A 20,580-nucleotide genomic window follows, 5' to 3' on the forward strand; every position below is an offset into this window, starting at 1 on the left:
ACCCCACCCCTCACCCGCATCGCCCTCGCGGAGAGGAGCCCGGAGTGACCGAACTGGCCGACAGGGCGGAGGAGAACGGGCCGCGCGGCACGCGGGGCGTACGGCTGTGCGGGGACGAGGAGCTGGGGCCCTGGCTGCTGGGGCGGTGCGCTGCGCCCCCGCTGACGGCCGGGGTCACGGGCGTCTGGCTGGCCTGCGTGCGCGCGTACGGCGACGCGCCGCCCGCCTGTTACGCGGAGGCGGAGGCCGAGGCGTCCCGCTGGCTGCCGCTCGTCTGGGAGCCGGGGGCGCTGCTGGTGGGCCCCGCCGGGCTGCCCGGGGAGCCCGGGTGCCCGCGCTGCGCGTGGCTGCGCAGGCGCCGCAACGTTCCGCTGCCGTCCGGGAGCGGCGGCCCGCCCCACCACGCGCCGCCCGCCGGTCCCGTCCTGGACGCGGCGGGCGCGCTGCTCGCCGGTGAACTGGGCGCGCTCGCCGCGCTGCTGGCCCCGGCGGCGCGCGGCGAGACCGCGCCGCCGCCCCGTACGCGCGGCGCGCTCTTCCGCGTCGGCACCGGGCGCGGTGTGATCACCCGGCACCCGGTGCTGCCCGATCCCGCGTGCGAGCGGTGCGGACCGCTGCTGCCCGCCGCCGACCTCGACCCGCTGCCGGGCCGCTCCCGGGCGCACACGCCCGGCGCGCTGCGCACGCTGACCGGCGCGGACGTCGCCGAGCGCGCCGCCCGCTTCGTCGACCCGTACGTGGGGCTCGTCCACGAGGTCCGGGAACGCGCGGAGGGCGGACGCCCGGTGGCCGTAGCGGTGCGCGAACCGGCGCGCGACGGGACGGAGACGGGCCACGCCCCCGGACACGGATACGGGCACGGCTCCGATTTCCGTACGGCCGCCTCGACCGCCGTGCTGGAGGCGCTCGAACGGCTCGGCGGCGAGCCCACGCCCGCCGCGCTCGCCCGGCGCGGCCCGACGGCCTCGTACCGCGCGGTGGCGGGGCACGCCGTCCACCCCCCGGCGTTCGGCCTGCACCCGGACGCCTCGTACGACCGTCCCGGCTTCCCGTACGTCCGCTGGTCGGCGGCGCGCGAGACGGACTGGGCGTGGGGGCGGTCGCTCACCCGGGACCGGCCCGTGCTGGTGCCCGCCGGGCTGGCGCACCACGCCGATCCGCGCCCGGCGTGCCCGCGCTTCGTGCAGGAGCTGTCCAACGGCTGCGCCCTGGGCGGCAGTCTGACCGAGGCGGTGCTGCACGGGCTGCTGGAGGTCGCGGAGCGGGACGCGTTCCTGGCGACGTGGTACGCGCGGCTGCCGCTGGCCCGTATCGACCTGGACTCGGCGCCGGACCGGCGGATCCCGCTGCTGGCCGCGTGGGCGCGGGAGCGCGCGGGCCGCGATCTGATGGCGTTCGACGCGACGCTGGAGCAGGGCGTCCCCGCGGTGTGGGCGATGGCGGTCGCGCGCCCGGGAGCGGAAGGGCGGCCCGCGGCGGTGTGCGGAGGCGCGGCGCGGCTGCGCGCCGAGGACGCGCTGCGCGCGGCCCTCGACGAGCTGGTGTGCACGCTGCTGGCGCCCTCGCGGCACGACGGGGAGCGCGCCGCCGCGCTGCTGCGCGACCCGTTCGCGGTGCGCGGGATGCCGGACCACGGGCTGCTGTACGCGCAGCCGGAGGCGTACGGGCGGTTGTCGTTCCTGCGTACCGACGGCGACCGGGTGCCGGTCGCCCGGCTCGAACAGGCGCACCCGTGGCCGCGCTCCACCGATCTGGCGGAGCACGTACGGGAGCTGGTGCGGCGGTACGCGGAGGACGGCATGGAGGTGATCGTCGTGGACCAGACCCGGCCCGAGCACCGCTCGGCGGGACTGCGCTGCGTGAAGGTGCTGGTGCCGGGGACGCTGCCGATGACGTACGGGCACGCGTTCCGCAGGCTCACGGGGCTGCCGCGGGTGCGCACCCTGCCGCGGACGCTCGGCTTCCGCGCGGACGCGCTGACGGAGGGGGAGATCAACCCGCACCCGCATCCGTTCCCGTAGAACAGCCGGACGCCGGGCGGGGCGTACGCGCGGGCCCCGGGGACGGAGGCACGTCCCCGGGGCCCTGTACGCGGGCGGGCGGGGTGGCGTCAGGTGGCGTGCTCGACCGCCGTCAGGTGACCGTCGCAGCGCGGCACGGTGAATCCCCGGGCGCCCTCGGCCTCCTCGGCTCCTTCTGCCTCCTCCGTGCGGAGGTCGGACAGCGCGGCGGCGAGCTGCGTGGAGGCACTCATGGCGGTTCCCTTCGTGCGGGGTACGTGAGGGGGCCCCGGACCGTTCCGGTACCGCTGAATGGCTTGCCTACGGCGCCCGGCGGCAATCTGGGCCCCTGTCATGTTCACCCCGGAGGGCGACGCGGCCCCCGGAAAAACCGCTCACCCCTCGCACCTCTCGAATGGGATGCCGAGCACGCCCTCCGGGTCGTAACGCGCCCGGACCGCGGCGAGGCGCGGGTGGTTGGCGCCGAAGTAGGCGTGGCGCCAGTCGGGGCGGTCGGCCTCCGCGTAGTTCTGATAGGCGTGGCCCGAGGCCAGGGGCCTGATCTGCTGGTGCAGTCCGTCGAGTGCCTCGGCGGTGCCCGCGCGGGGCCCGTCGGCCGGGGGCCTGAACTGCGAGAGCATGCCGAAGAGATGACCGCGGTGCACCATCGCGGTGGCCCCGGCGGGGACGCGGTTGTAGGCGCCGCCGAGGGCCTCGAAGTCGCAGTTGCGGCTCTCGCCCGGCGCGAGGTCGCGCTCCAGCGCGGCGATCAGCTCCCGCGCGGCGCTCGACGGCAGCGGGCGGTCGAAGAACTCGTGCCTGCGCAGCACGAGCGGCAGCCGCCCTTGGGGCGCGCCGCCCCAGAAGCGCAGCGAGGCGCGCTGGCCGTGGCTCGCGGTCGCGTAGCTGTCGGGCTCGCGGCCCACGGCGGCGATCAGCTCCGCCAGGTGCCGCTCCAGGTCCTCGCGTTCGCCCAGCCAGGCGCCGCCGACGGCGGCGGGCGCCAGCCCGTCCCAGGGCTCCCCCGCGGTGAGCCCCATCATGGTGGACAGCGCGTCCGGCGCCCGGGGCCCCCACTCCTGCCAGGCGGAGAGCACCTTGGCGCGCCAGCCGAGGGGCCAGCTCAGCAGGAAGTCGGTGACGGGCAGTTCGGGGTACGTGCGGAACGCCAGCTCCGTCACCACCCCCAGCCCGTGGTGGCCGCCGCCGCGCAGCGCCCAGAACAGCTCGGGGTGCCGTACCTCGTCGCACTCAACCGCGCGCCCGTCGGCGAGCACCACGCGGGCCCCGACGAGGCTGTCGAGCGCGAAGCCGTAGCGTCGCCCGACCGTGCCCATGCCGCCGCCCAGCGTCAGTCCGGCGACGCCGACGGTGGGGCACAGCCCGGTCGGTACCACTCGGTGCCGTTCGTCCAGCGCGTCGGCGAGCCCGCCGGTCAGCGTCCCCGCGCCGCAGACCGCGCGCTCGCCCTCGACCGTGACGGCGTCGAGCCGCGCCAGGTCGAGCACGAGCCCGTGCCCGGTGGAGAACCCGGCGAAGCAGTGGCCCCCGGCGCGCACATGGACGGGGAGCCGGTGGGCGCGGGCGAAGCGCAGCCCCTCGCGCACGTCCTCCTCGCCCGCGCAGCGCAGCACGGCGCGGGGGCGCGCGCCGTCGTGCCGCGCGTCGGCCGTACGCCGTGCCGCCGCGTACCCCTCGTCGTCCGGCAGCACCAACTCGCCGCCGAGTCCGCCGCGGAGGGCTTCCCAGTCCGTGTCATCTCGTACGGGTGATGACTTAACGTATGCAGTCACATACGCAACGTATCCAGTTCTGTACAGTCCAACACGCCCACGGCCGCCACCCGTTCGACGCATCCTCGCGCCCCGCACGCCAGCACACCGCACTGAGCTGCTACGGTCGCGCACCGTGATGGATGAGCAGCGGACAGTGGCGATCGTGGATCAACTCGGCTTCCCCGCCGTCGCGGTGGTGCTCCCCTCGCGGGCCCCGGAGCTGAGAGCGCAGGTCGACTACGCCCCGCTGTGGCCCCCGTTCCTCTTCGCCGCACCCAGCATGCGGCTCTACGCCCCGCTCTCCGAGCTGTGGCCGTACGCGCAGCTCCTGCTCGCCGACCGGACCTCGGGCACGCTGCTGGGCTGGCTGGACACGGCGCCCGCGTACTGGGACGGCTCGGACACGCGGCTGCCGGGCGGCTGGGACGAGCTGATGCGCCGCGCCGTCGACGGGCTGCGCGCGGGCCGGGCGCCGACGGCGCTCGCGATGATGTCGCTCAGCCTGCTGCCCGCCGCGCGCGGCAGGGGCCTGGGCGCCACGGCGATCGAGCTGAGCCGCGCGCTCGCCGGGCGCCTCGCCCTGCGCGCGGTGCTCGCGCCCGTACGGCCGACCCTCAAGTCCGCGCACCCGCACGTGCCGATGGACGAGTACGTGGCGCGGCTGCGCGCCGACGGGCTCCCCGAGGACCCCTGGCTCCGCGCCCACCTCCGCGCCGGTGGGCGCATGGTGGGCATCGCGGAGGAGTCCACCGTGCTGGAGGCCCCGCTGGCCGACTGGGAGGCGTGGGGCGCCGTGCTGCCCGCCGACCGCGCCGGTACGTTCACCGTCGACGGCGCCCTCGTGCCCGTCCGCATCTCCCCCGACGGCCGCACCGCGCGCTACACGGAGCCGAACGTCTGGGTCGTCCACCCGCCCGCCCGCATCCCCGCGCAGCGCACGCGCGAGGGGCGGCTCGCACGCTGAGGCCTCGGGCCCCGGTCGCCGTCCCCCACACGGGCGGGCTCGCCGCACGGACGGGGGAAACAGGGGCGGGGTGGCCCCGCCCGTCCCTCGTACGCGGTGAGGATGCGGGCCATGTCACGACTTCGCCCGCGGGGCCTCGCCCGCCGTGCCCTGCCCCTTCTGCTCGCCGGTCTCCTCTCCGGGACGGCGTACGTCGCCGCCGCGCCCGCCGCCTCCGCCCAGCAGCTGGCATGCCCGTCCGGCCCCGCCGCCTGCGGCTCCGTCTCCGTCGGCGCCGTCTCCCAGGCACCGCCCGACGAGGGGCCGTGCACCAGCCCGGACAAGGCCGTGTGCCTGATCCGGAGCATGACGCCGGAGGAGCGGGAGGACACCCGCGACATCCGGGTCCGGTACCACGAGTTGCTCGCCGAGATGGACCGTACGGAGTGCGAGATGCGGGCGGAGGGGCGCTCCGAGGAGGAGATCGCCCGCAAGCTCGTCCAGATGCGGAACGACGCCAAGCACATCACCCGTGCGGGGATGAGTCCCGACGAGGTCCGCAAGCTGGAGGAACGGAACCGCGAGAAGTACGGCAACCCTCTTGGGCCTACGGCCGATCAGCTCCACGCCAAGTACGGGTCGTGGCGTGCCGTCACCGATGCGGCGGGCCGCACCAGTGTTGCCGTCGACCATGAGCTGGGGCTTGAGTACCGCCCCTGCGCTTGTGAGGTGGACCGTGCGGCGTAGAGCTCGGGACTTCCCGCACGCGTCCGGCTGCCGCCGCGAGGGCGGCTGGCCGCGCAGTTCCCCGCGCCCCTGAGGTCTCCGGCCACGTGCGGCTCGAAGATGGGCGCCCACCAGCTCGGCACCGACCGTTCGCGTGCGACTGCCGCCGAGGGGGTGGCTGGGCGCGCAGTTCCCCGCGCCCCCTCAGGTCTCCTCGTGTGCCCGCAGGGTCAGAGTGGGGTCGCGGCCTTCAGGACCAGGAACAGGGCCATGGTGGCGTTGAGGGAGGAGACGGCGGAGACCGTGGTTCCCGCGGCGGCGAGGAAGGCGGCGATGCCTGCCGGGCTGGCGGCCGGGGGCCAGCTCCGGGACGGGGGGACCGGGCCCAGGAGGGCCGCCACGCGGCGGGGGACCGGGCCGCCCGCGGCGAACGCCGCGATGCCGGGGGCCCTGCCGCCCTCCCCCGCGACGAGGGCCGCCTTGGCCACGGCGCGGGCCGTGACGCGGCGGTCGCCGATCTCGCGGGCGGCGTCCTCGTCGGCCCAGCGCTCGGCGTTGTAGGCCACGGCCTCACGCAGCGGGCGCAGCAGCGGGTTCGCGCAGGCCGCGAGGCGGGCGGCGAGCAGGTGGCGGTGGTGGCGTCCGGCGAGGTGGGCGCGTTCGTGGGCGAGGAGCGCGCCGCGCTCGTCCTCAGCGAGCGCGCCGAGCATGCCGGTGGAGACCACGACGCGGTCCCGGTGGGGCCCCGTGCCGGGCAGCGCGTACGCGTAGGGCGCGGGGTCGGGGAGGACGGCGGGCCCCTCCGGCGGGAGTCCGGCGAGGGCGCGGTGCGCGCGCGTACGGACGCGGCGGTGGCGGCGCAGGTCCCGCGCGGAGGCGCCGAGGACGACGGTGAGGGCCGCGATGGCGGTCGTGCCGGTCCAGTCCGGGTACGGGACGACGGCGCGTACCTCCGGGTCGGCCCAGCCGTCCGGCAGCGGGTTGCCGGGAAGCTGCGCGGTGCCCACGACGACGAGCAGGGCCAGGCACACGGTGCTGCACAGCGCGAGCACGATGCCGAGCGCGGTGAGCAGCCGGGTCGTGCCGCGCGGGTGCAGATGCTGCTCGGCCAGCCGCACGATCGGCAGCGAGGTGAGCGGCAGCACCAGGGGGAGGAAGACGAAGACACCCATCAGAGGCCCCGGCCCCGGCCGTCCTCCCCGCGCTCCGCGTCGCCGGACGCCTCGCGCAGCAGCTCGCGCATCAGCCGCTCGTCGTCGGCGCTGAGCGAGGAGACGAAGCTCGCGAGGACCGCGTCCCTGTTCGCCTCGTTGTCGAGCACGCGGCGCATGCGCAGCGCCGCGAGCCCCGCCTCGTCGGCGACGGGGCTCCATACGTACGAACGGCCCTGGCGGGTGCGGGTGACCGCCTGCTTGGCGTGCAGCCTGGTCAGGATGGTGACGACCGTGGTGTACGCGAGGTCGCCGCCGAGGCGCTCCTGCACCCACGCCGCCGTGGCCGGTCCCCCGGCCGTGCCCAGCGCGGTGAGGACCTGCGCCTCCAGCTCGCCCTGGCCCCTGCGGCGCGACCGGCGCGCCTCGTTGCCCTCTGCCATGGACACATCCTACTGAGCGGTGGCGACGCCCTTGAACGCTCGGGTCTGGTCCTTGATCGCACGTTCCGTGGGGAGGCGCTCGATGGAGGAGGCGCCGAAGAAGCCCACGACGCCCTCGGTGTTCGCGAGGACGTACGCGGCGTCCTCGGGCTCGGCGATCGGGCCGCCGTGGCAGAGCACCAGGACGTCGGGGTTGACGCGCTTCGCGGCGTCGTGCATGGCCTGCACCGAGCGGACCGCCTGGTCGAGGGTGAGGGAGGTGCCCGCGCCGATGGAGCCCTTGGTGGTCAGGCCGACGTGCGGGACGAGGACGTCGGCGCCCGCGCGGGTCATCTCGGCGGCCTGGTCGGGGTCGAAGACGTACGGCGCGGTGAGCAGCTCGCGCTCGTGGGCGAGGCGGACGGCGTCGATCTCCAGGCCGTAGCCCATGCCGGTCTCCTCCAGGTTGGTGCGGAAGACACCGTCGTAGAGGCCGACCGTGGGGAAGTTCTGGACGCCCGTGAAGCCCATGGCCTTGAGCTGGTCGAGGAAGCGGCCCATGTCGCGGAACGGGTCGGTGCCGCAGATCCCGGCCAGCACGGGGGTGTCGTGCACGACGGGCAGGACCTCGCGGGCCATGTCGACGACGATCGCGTTGGCGTCGCCGTACGGGAGGAGCCCGGCGAGGGAGCCGCGGCCCGCCATCCGGTAGCGGCCGGAGTTGTAGATGATCAGCAGGTCGACGCCGCCCGCCTCCGCGCACTTGGCGGAGAGGCCGGTGCCCGCGCCCGCGCCGATGACCGGGCGACCGGCCTCGACCTCGGCGCGCAGGCGGGTGAGTGCTTCCTTGCGGTCCATGGGGGTTCCTTTCCGGGGGAGGAGGGGGAGAGTCGTACGTACGTGCGTCAGGCGCGCGCCGTGATCAGCGCGTGCAGGCGGTCGGCGGCGGCCAGGGCGAAGGAGGCGTCGTTGAGGTGCGCGTCGACCTCGTGCAGCGGGACGTCCGTGCCGTCGAGCGCGGCGCGCAGCGCGCCGAGACCGGCGGTGTCGGCGTCGGGGTCCTCGAAGGGGCCGCCCGGCGCGTCGATGGCGGAGACGCCGCGCAGCGGCCAGAAGACCTCGGTGGGGCCCGTCGCGGCGGCGAGCTTGCGGCCCGTCTCCGTGCCCAGCGCCGCCATCTCGTCGGCCGTGGTGCGCATCAGCGTGACGGTGGGGTTGTGCACCAGCAGCGTGCGGTGCGCGAAGCGCGGGGGCACGGTCTCGCGGGGGCCGAAGTTGACCATGTCGAGCGCGCCGGGCGCGACGACCTGCGGGATCCCGGCGGCGCCCGCGGCCGTGAGCCGGTCGGGGCCCGCGCTGAGGACGCCGCCGACCAGTTCGTCGGCGAGCTCGGTGGTCGTCAGGTCGAGGACGCCGTCGAGCACCTTGTCGGCGGCGAGCTTCTCGACGGCGCGGCCGCCCGCGCCGGTCGCGTGGAAGACCAGGACCTCGTAGCCCAGCTCGGCGAGGCGGGCGCGGGCCGCGTCGACGGCCGGGGTGGTGACGCCGAACATCGTCGCGGCCACGACCTTGCGCTCGTCGTGCTCGGGCGTGGCGAGGGCGCGCTCGTGGTGGTGCGCCATCCCGGCGGCGGCGGCCGTGGCGTTGCCCAGCACGCGGGAGGAGACGGAGTTGATGCCCGCGACGTCCACGACGCTGTAGATCAGCGTGAGGTCGCTGCTGCCGACGTACGGGCTGACGTCGCCGCCCGCCATGGTGCTGACCAGCACCTTCGGCACGCCGAGGGGCAGCGCCCGCATGGCGCGGGCCGCGATCGCGGAGCCGCCGCTGCCCGCCGCGGCGAGGACGGCGTGCAGCTCGCCGCGCGCGTACAGGTCTTGGACGACGCGCTCGACGCCCTCGGCCATGGCCGTGACGGCGGCGCCCCGGTCCTCGGCGGTCCGCAGCCGCGTGAGGTCGTGCCCGGCGGCGCGGGCGACGCTGTCGGCGGTGACGTCGGCCGTGGGCGCCGACGGGGGCGGCGGGAGCACGCCCGTGTCCACGAGCAGCACGTCGCAGCCCTGCTCGCGCAGCCGCGCGCGCATCCAGGCGTACTCCTCGCCCTTGGTGTCCAGCGTCCCGACCAGCACCACCGTGGCCATGCCCTCACACTCCTCGCACCTCTTCGTACGGACCGTGCGCCCATGCTCGAACCCCGCGCGCTGACCAGCAAAGACCACTTCGGGGTAAATGGCCTGCGGGGCACGGGACGGGACACGGCCGGGGCGGGGCCGGGGGCGCCGCCGTGACGCGGGATGATGGCGGGGTGCGACGTCTCACTCCCAGTCAGTTGTCCCGGCTGCTCACCGGCTGGTCCGCCGACGGCGACGGCCCCCACGGGGCCGAAGCGGGCGGCGACGGCTCGCTCCCCGCGCGCCTCGCGGGCGCCCTGCGCGAGCTGGCCGAACGCGGCGACGTGCCCGCCGGGACGGTGCTGCCCTCGCAGCGCGCCCTGGCCGCCGTGCTCGGCGTCAGCCGCTCGACCGTGACCGCCGCCTACGGGGAGCTGGAGGCCCAGGGCTGGCTGGAGAGCCGCCAGGGCAGCGGCTCCCGGCTCCGCGGCACGCCGCTGACCAGGGAGCACGGCGCGGAGGGGCGGCTCGCGAGCTTCGACGAGCGGCACGGCGACCCGGGCGCGGACGCCGTCGATCTCTCCAGCGGCGCGCTGCCCGGCATCGCCGCCGTGGACACGGCCATCGACGAGCTGTCGGCGGAGGAGCTGGGCCCGCTGCTGCGCGCCGACGGCTATCTGCCGTACGGGCTGCCCGCGCTCCGCGAGGCCCTGGCCGACGCCTACGCGCAGGCGGGTACGCCCACGCGGCCCGACCAGATCCTCGTCACGGCCGGGTCGCAGCAGGCGGTGTGGCTGCTCGCGCAGGCCCTGGTCGACCCCGGGGACACGGTGATCACGGAGAACCCGACGTACCGGGGCGCACTGGAGGCGCTGCGGTCCCGGGGCGCGCGGCTGGTGCCGCTGCCGGACGACGGGACGGGGACACGGAAGGGCCCGGGGCCCGAGACGCGCGGTGGCCCCGAGGCCGGGCTGCTGCGCAGCGTGCGGCCCCGCCTGGTCTACCTCCAGCCCACGGCGCACAACCCCACGGGCCGCAGCCTGACCCCCGCGGGGCGCCGGGCGTGGGCGGCGCTGCTGACGCGGCTCGCCGGGGAGCAGGGCCTCTTCACCGTCGAGGACACGGCGTGCGCCGAGCTGACCCTGGACGGGGACGCCGCGCCCGTACCGCTGGCCTCGCTGCTCCCGAGCGCGAGCACGGCGACGGTGGGCACGCTCTCGAAGCTGTTCTGGGGCGGGCTGCGGGTCGGCTGGATCCGGGCCGCTCCCCCGCTGGTGCGGCGGCTGGCCGGGATCAAGAAGTCCGTGGACCTGTCGGGGCCCGTGCTGGACCAGGTGCTGGCCGTACGGCTGCTCGCGCGGATGCCCGCGGCGCGGGCGCAGCGCCGCGGCGCGCTGCGCGAACGGCTCGCGGACGCCGAGGAGTTGCTGCGCAAGCACGCGCCGGACTGGGAGTGGGAACGGCCCTCGGGCGGGCCCGCGCTGTGGGTGCGGGTGCCGGGCGCCGACGCGGAGGCGACGGTCCATCTCGCCCGCCGCCGGGGCGTGCTGGCGGTGCCGGGGCCCGCCTTCTCGCCCGTGGACGGCTTCCGGGACCGGCTGCGGCTGCCGTACGCGCACGACCCGGCGGTGCTGGAGCGGGCGTTGCCAGTGCTGGTGGAGAGTGTGCGCCACTCCGGTCAGTAGACGTCACAGGGCTGGACAGGGGCCTCGCGCGCTCTCACCCTGTCGGAGCATGTACCGTCCCGATCTCTCCCCCGTCGGGGACAGCCTCGCCCTGTCGTCCCTCGTCGCGGCGCTGCCGCTGCTCACCCTCTTCGTCCTGCTGGGCGGTCTCCGGCTGAAGGCGCACTGGGCGGGCCTGGCCTCGCTCGGGGTCGCGGTGGGCGTGGCCGTCGCCGCGTACGACATGCCGGTGGGGCTGGCCCTGCTGGCGGGGACGGAGGGCGCGGCGTTCGGCCTCTTCCCGATCATGTGGATCGTGCTGGCCGCGCTCTGGGTGTACCAACTCACGGTGCACAGCGGCCGGTTCGAGGATCTGCGGCGCGCGTTCGACCTGGTCAGCGGGGACGCGCGGGTGCAGGCGCTGATCATCGCCTTCTGCTTCGGCGCACTGCTGGAGGCCCTGGCCGGGTTCGGCGCCCCCGTCGCCATTACGGGTGTCATGCTCATGGCGGTCGGCTTCACGCCCGTACGCGCCGCCGTCACCGTGCTCGTCGCGAACACCGCGCCCGTCGCCTTCGGCGCCATCGCCACGCCCATCATCACCGCGGGGAGCCTCACCAAGATCCCGTACGAGGACATCGGCGCGTACGTCGGCCGCCAGACCCCGCTGCTCGCGCTCTTCGTGCCGCTGCTGCTGGTCGCGCTCGTGGACGGGGTGCGCGGGATCCGGCAGACGTGGCCGGTGGCGGTGGTGTGCGGGGTCGCGTTCGCGGTGGCGCAGTTCGTGAGCGCCACGTACATCTCGGTGGAGCTGACGGACATCATCGCCTCGCTGGTCGCGCTGGCGGCGGTCGTGCTCTTCCTGCGGGTCTGGCGGCCGGAACCGATGCCGGAGCCGGATCCGGATCCGGGGGCGGGGGCGGACGACGGGCCGCGCGCCGAGCGCGAGGGCGTGCCCTGGCGGCGGGTGCTCATGGCGTTCCTGCCGTACCTCGTCGTGATCGGCGTCTTCTCCGTGGCCAAGCTCTGGGACCCCGCCAAGGAGTTCCTCGCGGACACGGACGTCGAGGTGAGCTGGCCCGGTCTCGACGGCGAGGTCCTGACGGCGGCGGGCGAGCCCTCGTCCACGACCGTCTACGTCTTCCCCTGGCTCTCCTCCCCCGGCTCGCTGCTCCTGCTGTGCGGGGTGCTCGTCGCGGCGGTCTACCGGATCCGCCCGTGGGACGCCTGCCGCGAGCTGGTCCGTACGGTCGTCACGCTGCGCTGGGCGCTGCTGACGGTCGCCTCGGTGCTGGCCCTGGCGTACGTGATGAACCTGTCAGGGCAGACCATCACCATCGGCACCTGGATCGCGGGCGCGGGGGCGGCCTTCGCCTTCCTCTCGCCGGTCCTGGGGTGGCTCGGTACGGCCGTCACCGGCTCGGACACCTCCGCGAACGCGCTCTTCGCCACGCTGCAGCAGACGGCGGCGCAGAAGGCGGACCTGGATCCGACGCTGCTCGTCGCGGCGAACACCTCGGGAGGCGTCGTCGGCAAGATGATCAGCCCGCAGAACCTGACGATCGCGGCGACGGCCGTCGGGATGCTCGGCCGCGAGGCGGAGCTGTTCCGCAAGGCGATCGGCTGGAGCGTGGTCCTGCTGCTGATGCTCTGCGTGCTGGTCTTCCTGCAGTCCCACGCGCTCAGCGGGATGCTGCCCTGAACTCAGGGGCCCGGCGTCGGGGCCGACCAGGGGGTGCCCCTACCGTGCGTCGCGGACCGCGGGTGCTCGGGGGCTGGTCGCGCAGTTCCCCGCGCCCCTTCGGGGGCGCGGGCGTCGTGCTCGGCTCAGGCCTCCCGCGCCGTTCCCCTGCTCGGCCTGCGGCGGCCGCCGCGGCGGGAGCGGCGGGAGCGTGCGGGGGCCGACGTCGAGGCGGGGCCCGACGCGCGCTTCGCGGGGGGTGTGGGGGCCGCCGTGACGGGCGTGACCGGGACGCCGGAGGGCGTACGGGCGCCGGTGACGCGGGCCAGCTCGGGGTCGTCGGCGCGGCCTATCGTCAGGGTGCTGGCGGCGACGCCCGCCTGCGCCATCAGCCCGGTCATCTCGCGCCGCTGCTCGGGCAGCACGAGGGTGACGACGGCGCCCGAGGCACCGGCGCGCGCCGTCCTGCCGCCCCGGTGCAGGTAATCCTTCGGGTCGGTCGGCGGATCGACGTTGACGACGAGGTCGAGGTCGTCGATGTGGATACCGCGTGCGGCGATGTTGGTGGCGACGAGGACGCTCGCGGTGCCGCCCTTGAACTGGTCGAGGGCGCGGGTGCGTTGGGGCTGCGACTTGCCGCCGTGCAGGGCGACGGCGTGGATGCCGTGCGCGAGCAGGGACTTCGTCAGCCGGTCGACGGAGCGCTTGGTGTCGCGGAACATCAGCACGCGCCCCTCGCGCGCGCCGATGCGCGCGGCGACGGCGAGCTTGTCGGTGGTCCCGACGTGCAGCACGTGGTGGGCCATGGTGGTGACGACGCCCGCGGGCGGGTCCACGGAGTGCGTCACCGGGTCGGTCAGGAAGCGCCGCACGAGACGGTCCACGTCGCGGTCCAGCGTCGCGGAGAACAGCATCCGCTGACCGTCCGGGTCGACCTGCTTCAGCAGCGCCGTGACCTGCGGAAGGAAGCCCATGTCGGCCATCTGGTCGGCCTCGTCGAGCACGGAGACGCGCACCTGGTCCAGCGAGCAGTCGCCGCGCTCGATCAGGTCCTTCAGGCGGCCGGGCGTCGCGACCAGCACCTCGGCGCCGTCGCGCAGCGCGCGGGCCTGCCGGGTCAGCGAGACGCCGCCGACGACGGTGGTGACGCGCAGCTTCAGCGCGCGGGCGTACGGCGTGAACGCGTCGGTGACCTGCTGCGCCAGCTCCCTCGTGGGGACGAGCACCAGCGCGAGCGGGCTCCGTGCCTGGGCGCGGGCCCCGGCCGTACGGGCCAGCAGCGCGAGGCCGAAGGCGAGGGTCTTGCCGGAGCCGGTGCGGCCGCGGCCGAGCACGTCGCGCCCGGCGAGCGCGCTGGGCAGCGTGGCAGCCTGGATGGCGAAGGGCGCGGTGACGCCCTCGTGACGCAGCGCGGTCAGCAGCGGCGCGGGCAGGTCCATCTCGTCGAACGAGGTGACGGAAGGGACCTCGGGCTGCGCCGCGGGCGCCGCGTCGAGCGCCGCTGTGGGCTCCTCGACGGTCCGCTGGGCCGCCGCGGGCCCCGTCGTCTTCCTGCGTGGTCTGCGCCCGGAACCGGAGCCGGCGCCTGAACCGGAGCGCGGGCGGGAGCGCGCGGAGCGTCCGCCACCGGAGCGGGAGCCGGGGTCGCCGGGATTACGAGAGGTCACGCGGATCGCCTGCTTCGGTGCGCCGGGAGGCCGTGGGAACAGCCGGAGGGACCGGCGCCCCGGGCGGGCCGGGTGAGCCGGGAAAAAGTAGGGGGAGAGAACGTGCGGGCCCCGACTCCCGGGCCGTGCCCGGGAGTCGGGGGCCGCACAGGGCTGGGGCCCGCACCTGCGCGGTGCGGGCCCCAGTCGGGCTGAGCGGGGCTCAGGCCGGGGTGATGTTCTCGGCCTGCGGGCCCTTCTGGCCCTGCGTGACGTCGAAGTTCACCTTCTGGCCCTCGTGGAGCTCACGGAAGCCCTGGGCGGCGATGTTCGAGTAGTGGGCGAAGACGTCGGCGCCGCCGCCGTCCTGCTCGATGAAGCCGAAGCCCTTTTCCGAGTTGAACCACTTAACAGTGCCGGTGGCCATGTCATTTCTCCTTCTGGGGGCTGGATATCCGCACCTCGCGGACACCACGTCGCCGCAATGACCCCCATCCAGGGAAACACCACTGGAAAAACAAAAGGCGCCTAGAGGTCACAACCACCAGGCGCACATAAGTCATGGGTACCAAAACTGCAACGTACCCAGTCTAACACGCCTGCCCCTCGATGCTCAGTGATGACCTCCGTACCCCGGGATCGTGCCGTCCGGCTTGGCGATCAGCAGCAGGCCGGCCATCCCCATGTCGGAGTGGCTCTGGACGTGGCAGTGGTACATCCAAGCCCCCGCGCCGACGCCCTCGCCCGCGACGAGCTGGAACCCGAACGAGTCGGCGGGGCCTGTGATCTTGTTGTCGATGACAGCGCTGGGGTCGTCGGGGCCCTCCAGCAGACCGGTGCGGTTGTCGGCCCAGCGGTGACCGTGGACATGGAACGTGTGGTAGTACTCACCGTGCGTGATCATGATGATCTCGATGCGGTCGCCCACCGTCGCCTTGAAGTCGGGACCCTTCTTGAGGTTGTTGGTGGTCATGTCGTTGAAGACGATCGTGAACTGCCGGTCCGGGTCGGGGAGGATGTCGCCCTCGCGGCGCACGATCATGGGCCCGTAGAGGCCGTTCCGGATGCCGCCGGTGCCGTGCTCGGTGCCGACGACGTGGTCGTGGTAGTGCCAGTAGCCCGCGCTGCCGGGGCGCCAGGTGCCGTCCTTGCGGCGGCCCGGGGCGTGGGTGCGCCAGGTGTAGGTGCGGGTGCCGCCGGGCTCGACGTGGCTGTCGTTCATCTTCGTGCCGTCGTTGTCGATGTCGTAGTCCACGCCGTGCGGGTGGAGGCTGGCGGCGACGTCCATCGTGTTCTCGAACTCGATGTGCAGGGTGTCGCCCTCGATCAGCTCGATCAGCGGTCCGGGGATGGTGGCCTTGCCCTTCTCCAGGCCGTATCCCATCTGCCCGTCCGGCAGCTTCTCGGCGTAGATCTTCATGCGGCGCGTCTCGCCGCCCTTGCCCGCGCGGCGTACGGCTCCGGCGCGGGGCGCGGCCGACGGGGAGGAGGCGGCCGTGAGGGCGGCGCCGCCGAGCGCGGCGGCGGCTCCTCCGGCGAACAGGCGGCGGGTGAGGGCGCGTCCGGGACGCGGGTCGGGCCGGTCGGCGTTCTCGGTCATCGTGCTCCCCCTCGGTGAGGTGAGGCGGGTGAGGCGAGTTCGTGAGCTGAGCCGCGAGGGACGGTAGCGCGAGGATCTTCGTTTATCCACACTCAGGACAAAGTTCGTTGGAACGCGGTCATAGCCCTTGGCGCGGCGCCAAAAGAGGTCTAGCTTCTGCGACGTTCTGTGACAGAAGTGGGGTGGATCGCTCATGCGGAACGAACCGCAGATAAGACCCTCACCGCGACGAGGGTGGAGCACGTTACGGAGCAGGCCCCGGCTGGCGGCGCTCGTGGCAGGCGTGCTGACGGCCGGGCTGCTGGGCGCCCCGGCGCTCGCGGGGCAGGCGCCCGACCGGGCCGCGCCGAAGCTCCAACTCCCCTCGCCGCCCGGCGGGGAGGACGTCAAGGTCCTGGTCTTCCACGGCGCGACGGGCGAGGAGTCGCCCACCGTCAACGCGGGGATCGAGGCCATCGAGAAGATCGGACAGCAGGGACCGGCCCGCGAGCGCTTCACCATCACCGCGACCGACGACCCGGCGGTCTTCGCCAAGCCCCGGCTCGGCAAGTTCAACGCCGTCGTCTTCCTCTCCGGGGACGGCGACGTGCTCACGCCCGAGCAGGAAGCGGGCCTGGAGAGCTACATGGAGGCCGGGGGCGGGTTCCTCGGCCTCCACGACGCCGCACGCGCCGAGCCGTACTCGGACTGGTTCACCGGACTGGTCGGCGCGCGGCCCGCCGCCACGAGCCCCGGGACCGCGCAGCGCGCGACCGTCGAGGTCGGCGACCGGGACAACCCCGCCACCAAGGGCCTCCCGGTCGAGTGGAAGCGCCCGGACAAGTGGCTCAACTGGAAGAAGAGCCCGAGCGGCTCGGTCCATACGGTGGCGCGCGTACGGGAGAACACGTACAAGCCCGGCGAGGGCGCCAACGGCTGGGACCACCCCGTCTCCTGGTGCCAGGACTACGACGGCGGCCGGTCCTTCTACACCGCGATGGGCGGCACCGAGTCCAGCTACGCCGAGACCGACTTCCGCTCCCATCTGCGGGGCGCGCTGATGTGGACGACGCGGCTGGAGCGCGCGGACTGCCAGGCCGCGATCTCCTCGAACTACAAGGCCGAGCGCATCACGAAGCCCAACCAGCCGGGCCAGTCCGACCAGATCGGCGAGCCGCACGGCGTGGTCACCGCCAAGGACGGCCGGGCCTTCTACATCGGCCGGGGCGGCGGCGACGCGAAGGCGCCCGTGGTCACCGACTGGAACGACCCGGACATCGGCAAGGGCAAGGGCCAGGTCCACGTCTACGACCCGGCGACGAAGAAGGTCACCCTCGCGGGTGAGCTGACCGTCTTCGGCAACAAGGGCGGCGGCGACGAACTCGTCAAGAACGAGGAGGGCCTGCTCGGCATCGAGCTGGACCCGGACTTCGCCACCAACGGCTGGGTGTACCTGCACTACACCCCGCACAGCGGGATCGACCGGGACAAGCACATGGCCGAGCGGCGCGTCTCACGGTTCACGCTGGACCAGAAGACGAACAAGCTCGACATGGCCTCGGAGAAGGTCCTGCTCAAATGGCCCGTCCAGATCCACAGCTGCTGCCACGCGGGCGGCGGCATGGCCTGGGACTCCAAGGAGAACCTCTACATCGCGACCGGGGACAACAACTCCTCGCGCTTCACCGACGGCTACTCGGGCAACAACCCCGAGCCGAACTTCAAGGGCGTCTCCTTCGCCGACGCGCGCCGCACGGCGGGCAACACCAACAACCTCAACGGCAAGATCCTCCGCATCCACCCCGAGGACGACGGCACGTACAAGCTGCCCGACGGGAACCTGTTCACGGGCGAGGAGGAGGACGAGGGCGGCGGCAAGACGCGCGGCGAGATCTATGTGATGGGCGTGCGCAATCCCGCGCGCATCTCGGTCGACAAGAAGACCGACACGCTCTACGCGGGCTGGGTCGGCCCCGACGCGACCGAGCCCAGCACCACCTGGGGCCCGGCGAAGTACGACACCTTCGCCAAGATCACCAAGGCGGGCAACCAGGGCTGGCCGTACTGCATGGGCAACAACCAGCCCTACCGCGACCGCAATCTGCCCGACCCCAGCAAGCCGCTGGGCTGGTACGACTGCGACAACCTCAAGAACGAGTCCCCCAACAACGACGGCCTGGTGAAGATCCCGCCCGCCCGGCCCAACAACATCTGGTACTCGCCGCAGGGCGGCGGCCCCGACTTCCCGAGGAACGCCGAGGGCGTGCCCAGCTACAAGCTCGGCGAGCAGAAGCTGCTGCTCCCCTGGCTCAAGGGCGGCGGCCAGGCCGCGATGAACGGCCCGGTCTACCGCTACGACGCGGCGTCCGAGTCGAAGGACAAGTGGCCGTCGTACTGGGACGGCAAGTGGTTCGTCGGCGACCTCTACGACGGCGAGCAGCCACGGCACGCCGTGGTGATGCCCGACACGGACACGCCGGGCGCGCTGCCCACGCACGCGGAGTCGCTGGACCAGATCGTCCCTGTCGGCGAGGGCGGCATCCGCAACCTGATGGACTGGAAGTTCGCCCCGGACGGCTCGATGTACGTCCTCGACTACGGGCGGGGCTTCTTCACCTCCGACGACAAGTCGGCGCTGTGGCGCGTCACGTACAAGGGCGGGCCGCCGACACCGGCGGAGGGTGACCTGGCCGAGCCTCCCGAGGGGGCGTCGCGATGAGACGGAAACCACTGATCGCCCTGCTGTCGGCGCTGCTGATGGTGCTGGGGCTGACGACGGCCTCCGCGTACGGGCAGAAGCCCGCGCCCCAGGAACCGCCCGCGAAGGAAGCGGCGGCCGAGCAGCAGGTGCTGACCTGGACCGCCGGGAACGACATCACCAAGTACACCTCGGCGCCCGCCACCGCCGTGGCCGGGAAGGCGACCATCGTCTTCGAGAACAGCGAGGCCACGGGCAACACGACGGGCATGCCGCACACCCTGACCTTCGACACCTCCAACCCCGACTACAACCAGGACGTCGACCTCGACATCCTCGCCAACCCCTCCGACGCGGAGGGCGGCAAGCACACGGCCGAGGTGACCCTCACCCCGGGCACGTACCGCTACCACTGCACGATCCCCGGGCACGGGCAGATGCAGGGCACCCTCGTGGTGACCGGCGATCCGGGCGACGACACCGCGCCGCCGGAGACCTCCGCGAAGGTCGACGGCGAGAAGGACGACGCCGGGAACTACCTCGGGATGGCCACCGTCACGGTCACCGCCTCCGACGCGGGCTCGGGCGTGGACACCGTCGAGTACGCGCTCGGTGACGGCGCCTGGCAGCCGTACACGGCCCCGGTGATGGTCCACGAGGTCGGCACGCACAAGGTCCGCTACAGAGCCAAGGACAAGGCGGGGAACACGGCGGCGGAGAAAACCGTCGAGTTCACGGTCGTGGAGCCGCCCGACGAGGACACGACACCGCCGACGGTCGCCGCGAAGGCCGAGGGCTCGAAGAACGCGGACGGCGACTACGTCGGCAAGGCCACGGTCTCCGTCACGGCCGAGGACGACAAGTCCGGCGTCGACAAGGTCGAGTACTCCCTGGACGGCGGCCCGTACCTGGCCTACACCGACCCGGTGGTGATCGACCGTACGGGCCATCACACCGTCCTGTACCGGGCCACGGACAAGAAGGGCAACACCTCCGAGCCCGGCAAGCTGTCGCTCCGCGTCGTGCCGGGCGGCGGGGTGCCGTCCCCGGACTGCCCGGAGTTCGACGAGCGGCTGACCGTCATCGTCGGCACGGTCGACACGGGCGTGCCGAACCGGATGACGCAGCGCCGCTGCACCGTCAACGAGCTGATTGAGGACGAGAAGGAGTGGACCTCGCAGGCGCTCTTCCTCAAGCACGTCAAGGGCGTGACGGCGCAGCTGCTCAAGGACGGCGTCCTCGTCGAGCGGGAGCGCAAGCTCATCAACAAGGCCGCCCGCCAGTCCGGCATCGGCACCCCGGGCCAGGACACCGGGTACAAGGCGCTCTTCGACGGCACGAAGGAGTCCTTCGCGAAGTGGGAGCACGTCGGCGGCGGGGCCTTCGGGCTCAACGACGACGGCACGATGACCACGTCCTCGAAGGTCGAGGGCATGGGCATGCTGTGGTATCCGCAGCGGAAGTACGCCGACTTCTCGCTCAGGTTCCAGTGGCGGGACGACGCACCGGGAGACACCAACTCCCGGGCGAACAGCGGCGTCTTCGTCCGCTTCCCCGACGTCCACGACCATCCGGAGGAGTCACGGCCGGAGTGGGTCTCCATCAAGTACGGCCATGAGCTCCAGATCCTGGACCGGCCGGACGGCGACATGTACAAGTCCGGCTCGGTGTACGGCTTCGACCGTGTGAACCTCGCGGGCGCGGGCGTCACCCCGAAGGGGACCTGGAACGACTACGAGGTCCGGGTGATCGGCCAGCACTACGAGATCTACCGGAACGGAGTGCTGATCAACGAGTTCGAGAACAAGGGCGGCCAGCTGTTCAACCCGCCGCGCGACGACGACCCGGGCACGGACGGGCGGCGCTACGCGTCGGGGTACCTCGGCCTCCAGACCCACAGCACGGGCGATGTGACCTCGTTCCGCGACGTCCGCATCCGCGAACTGTAGGGGGCACGCCGAGCAGAGCTCCGGCCCCTCTTCTCCCTCTCGGGAGAACCGGGGCCGGACCTGTCTCCTTGGGTGCTGAGCAGGGGCTGCCCCTGCCTGTGCGTCGCAGTCCACCGCTGCGTGGTGGTTGCGCGCGCAGTTCCCCGCGCCCCTGAAGCGGCCCCTCCGGGGCCTGCTTCAGAGCGCCGCGCACGGGTGCGCCCCGAAGGGGCGCGGGGAACTGCGAGATCGGAAG

16 protein-coding genes are annotated in these 20,580 nt (G+C 73.8%); 7 read left to right on the forward strand and 9 right to left on the reverse strand.

What is annotated here, in order from left to right; all coding sequences use genetic code 11:
* Window positions 1-44 precede the first annotated feature (44 nt).
* Entirely contained in the window at window positions 45-2,021 is a 1,977-nt protein-coding gene (locus ACGF3A_RS39530) for a TOMM precursor leader peptide-binding protein (protein WP_393735383.1), read from the forward strand.
* 89 nt (window positions 2,022-2,110) lie between these two features.
* On the opposite strand, the gene ACGF3A_RS39535 is transcribed toward ACGF3A_RS39530, so the two are convergent.
* A complete protein-coding gene (locus ACGF3A_RS39535) occupies window positions 2,111-2,254 on the reverse strand; it encodes a hypothetical protein (RefSeq protein ID WP_393735384.1) in 144 nt (47 codons plus the stop codon).
* A 141-nt stretch (window positions 2,255-2,395) separates the two neighbouring features.
* Window positions 2,396-3,793 carry an FAD-binding oxidoreductase gene (locus ACGF3A_RS39540; protein WP_393735385.1) on the reverse strand — a complete coding sequence of 466 codons (1,398 nt, stop codon included), beginning with the start codon at window positions 3,791-3,793 and terminating at the stop codon, window positions 2,396-2,398.
* A gap of 115 nt (window positions 3,794-3,908) precedes the next feature.
* Here ACGF3A_RS39540 and ACGF3A_RS39545 point away from each other — a divergent pair, with 115 nt between their 5' ends.
* Together ACGF3A_RS39545 and ACGF3A_RS39550 are read left to right on the forward strand one after the other, a co-directional pair.
* A complete protein-coding gene (locus ACGF3A_RS39545) occupies window positions 3,909-4,739 on the forward strand; it encodes an N-acetyltransferase (RefSeq protein ID WP_393735386.1) in 831 nt (276 codons plus the stop codon).
* Between the two features lie 111 nt (window positions 4,740-4,850).
* A complete protein-coding gene (locus ACGF3A_RS39550; protein WP_393735387.1) occupies window positions 4,851-5,465 on the forward strand; it encodes a hypothetical protein in 615 nt (204 codons plus the stop codon).
* Between the two features lie 209 nt (window positions 5,466-5,674).
* Here the strand turns inward: ACGF3A_RS39550 and ACGF3A_RS39555 are convergent, their stop codons facing one another.
* The 4 genes from ACGF3A_RS39555 to ACGF3A_RS39570 are packed head-to-tail and all read right to left on the reverse strand — an operon-like array spanning window position 5,675 to window position 9,158.
* Entirely contained in the window at window positions 5,675-6,616 is a 942-nt protein-coding gene (locus tag ACGF3A_RS39555; protein ID WP_393735388.1) for a M56 family metallopeptidase, read from the reverse strand.
* The gene (locus ACGF3A_RS39560) at window positions 6,616-7,038 is read right to left on the reverse strand and encodes a BlaI/MecI/CopY family transcriptional regulator (RefSeq protein WP_393735389.1); all 423 of its coding nucleotides are present in this window, start codon (window positions 7,036-7,038) and stop codon (window positions 6,616-6,618) included. The genes ACGF3A_RS39555 and ACGF3A_RS39560 overlap by 1 nt, the downstream gene beginning before the upstream one ends.
* A 9-nt stretch (window positions 7,039-7,047) precedes the next feature.
* On the reverse strand, window positions 7,048-7,875 hold the full coding sequence (locus ACGF3A_RS39565; protein WP_393735390.1) for a phosphoenolpyruvate hydrolase family protein: 828 nt from the start codon (window positions 7,873-7,875) through the stop codon (window positions 7,048-7,050).
* Window positions 7,876-7,922: 47 nt separating this feature from the next.
* The gene (locus tag ACGF3A_RS39570; RefSeq protein WP_393735391.1) at window positions 7,923-9,158 is read right to left on the reverse strand and encodes a Tm-1-like ATP-binding domain-containing protein; all 1,236 of its coding nucleotides are present in this window, start codon (window positions 9,156-9,158) and stop codon (window positions 7,923-7,925) included.
* Between the two features lie 164 nt (window positions 9,159-9,322).
* On the opposite strand from ACGF3A_RS39570, the gene ACGF3A_RS39575 reads away from it, so the two are divergent.
* Both ACGF3A_RS39575 and ACGF3A_RS39580 read left to right on the forward strand, forming a co-directional pair.
* Window positions 9,323-10,813 carry a PLP-dependent aminotransferase family protein gene (locus ACGF3A_RS39575; RefSeq protein ID WP_393735392.1) on the forward strand — a complete coding sequence of 497 codons (1,491 nt, stop codon included), beginning with the start codon at window positions 9,323-9,325 and terminating at the stop codon, window positions 10,811-10,813.
* Between the two features lie 49 nt (window positions 10,814-10,862).
* Window positions 10,863-12,494 (forward strand): L-lactate permease, encoded by a 1,632-nt coding sequence (locus ACGF3A_RS39580; protein WP_393735393.1) that lies wholly within the window; start codon window positions 10,863-10,865, stop codon window positions 12,492-12,494.
* A 125-nt stretch (window positions 12,495-12,619) separates the two neighbouring features.
* On the opposite strand, the gene ACGF3A_RS39585 is transcribed toward ACGF3A_RS39580, so the two are convergent.
* The 3 genes from ACGF3A_RS39585 to ACGF3A_RS39595 form a co-directional block, all read right to left on the reverse strand.
* Window positions 12,620-14,140 (reverse strand): DEAD/DEAH box helicase, encoded by a 1,521-nt coding sequence (locus tag ACGF3A_RS39585; protein WP_393735394.1) that lies wholly within the window; start codon window positions 14,138-14,140, stop codon window positions 12,620-12,622.
* A 202-nt stretch (window positions 14,141-14,342) separates the two neighbouring features.
* On the reverse strand, window positions 14,343-14,546 hold the full coding sequence (locus ACGF3A_RS39590) for a cold-shock protein (protein ID WP_028436804.1): 204 nt from the start codon (window positions 14,544-14,546) through the stop codon (window positions 14,343-14,345).
* Between the two features lie 186 nt (window positions 14,547-14,732).
* Window positions 14,733-15,719: a multicopper oxidase domain-containing protein gene (locus tag ACGF3A_RS39595; protein WP_393735395.1), complete on the reverse strand. Its 987-nt coding sequence runs from the start codon at window positions 15,717-15,719 to the stop codon at window positions 14,733-14,735.
* A gap of 193 nt (window positions 15,720-15,912) precedes the next feature.
* On the opposite strand from ACGF3A_RS39595, the gene ACGF3A_RS39600 reads away from it, so the two are divergent.
* Both ACGF3A_RS39600 and ACGF3A_RS39605 read left to right on the forward strand, forming a co-directional pair.
* Window positions 15,913-18,417 (forward strand): ThuA domain-containing protein, encoded by a 2,505-nt coding sequence (locus ACGF3A_RS39600; protein ID WP_393735396.1) that lies wholly within the window; start codon window positions 15,913-15,915, stop codon window positions 18,415-18,417.
* Complete coding sequence (locus tag ACGF3A_RS39605) at window positions 18,414-20,345, forward strand: OmpL47-type beta-barrel domain-containing protein (protein WP_393735397.1); 1,932 nt, start codon at window positions 18,414-18,416, stop codon at window positions 20,343-20,345. The genes ACGF3A_RS39600 and ACGF3A_RS39605 overlap by 4 nt, the downstream gene beginning before the upstream one ends.
* Window positions 20,346-20,580 lie beyond the last annotated feature (235 nt).

The sequence above is a fragment of the Streptomyces sp. NPDC048172 genome, assembly GCF_043202595.1.
Lineage (GTDB): Bacteria > Actinomycetota > Actinomycetes > Streptomycetales > Streptomycetaceae > Streptomyces.

Coding starts and splice junctions, on each gene's coding strand:
- ACGF3A_RS39535 (WP_393735384.1), bottom strand. CDS start 2,254: ATGAGTGCCTCCACGCAGCTCGCCGCCGCGCTGTCCGACCTCCGCACG.
- ACGF3A_RS39550 (WP_393735387.1), top strand. CDS start 4,851: ATGTCACGACTTCGCCCGCGGGGCCTCGCCCGCCGTGCCCTGCCCCTT.
- ACGF3A_RS39555 (WP_393735388.1), bottom strand. CDS start 6,616: ATGGGTGTCTTCGTCTTCCTCCCCCTGGTGCTGCCGCTCACCTCGCTG.
- ACGF3A_RS39560 (WP_393735389.1), bottom strand. CDS start 7,038: ATGGCAGAGGGCAACGAGGCGCGCCGGTCGCGCCGCAGGGGCCAGGGC.
- ACGF3A_RS39565 (WP_393735390.1), bottom strand. CDS start 7,875: ATGGACCGCAAGGAAGCACTCACCCGCCTGCGCGCCGAGGTCGAGGCC.
- ACGF3A_RS39570 (WP_393735391.1), bottom strand. CDS start 9,158: ATGGCCACGGTGGTGCTGGTCGGGACGCTGGACACCAAGGGCGAGGAG.
- ACGF3A_RS39580 (WP_393735393.1), top strand. CDS start 10,863: ATGTACCGTCCCGATCTCTCCCCCGTCGGGGACAGCCTCGCCCTGTCG.
- ACGF3A_RS39590 (WP_028436804.1), bottom strand. CDS start 14,546: ATGGCCACCGGCACTGTTAAGTGGTTCAACTCGGAAAAGGGCTTCGGC.
- ACGF3A_RS39595 (WP_393735395.1), bottom strand. CDS start 15,719: ATGACCGAGAACGCCGACCGGCCCGACCCGCGTCCCGGACGCGCCCTC.
- ACGF3A_RS39600 (WP_393735396.1), top strand. CDS start 15,913: ATGCGGAACGAACCGCAGATAAGACCCTCACCGCGACGAGGGTGGAGC.
- ACGF3A_RS39605 (WP_393735397.1), top strand. CDS start 18,414: ATGAGACGGAAACCACTGATCGCCCTGCTGTCGGCGCTGCTGATGGTG.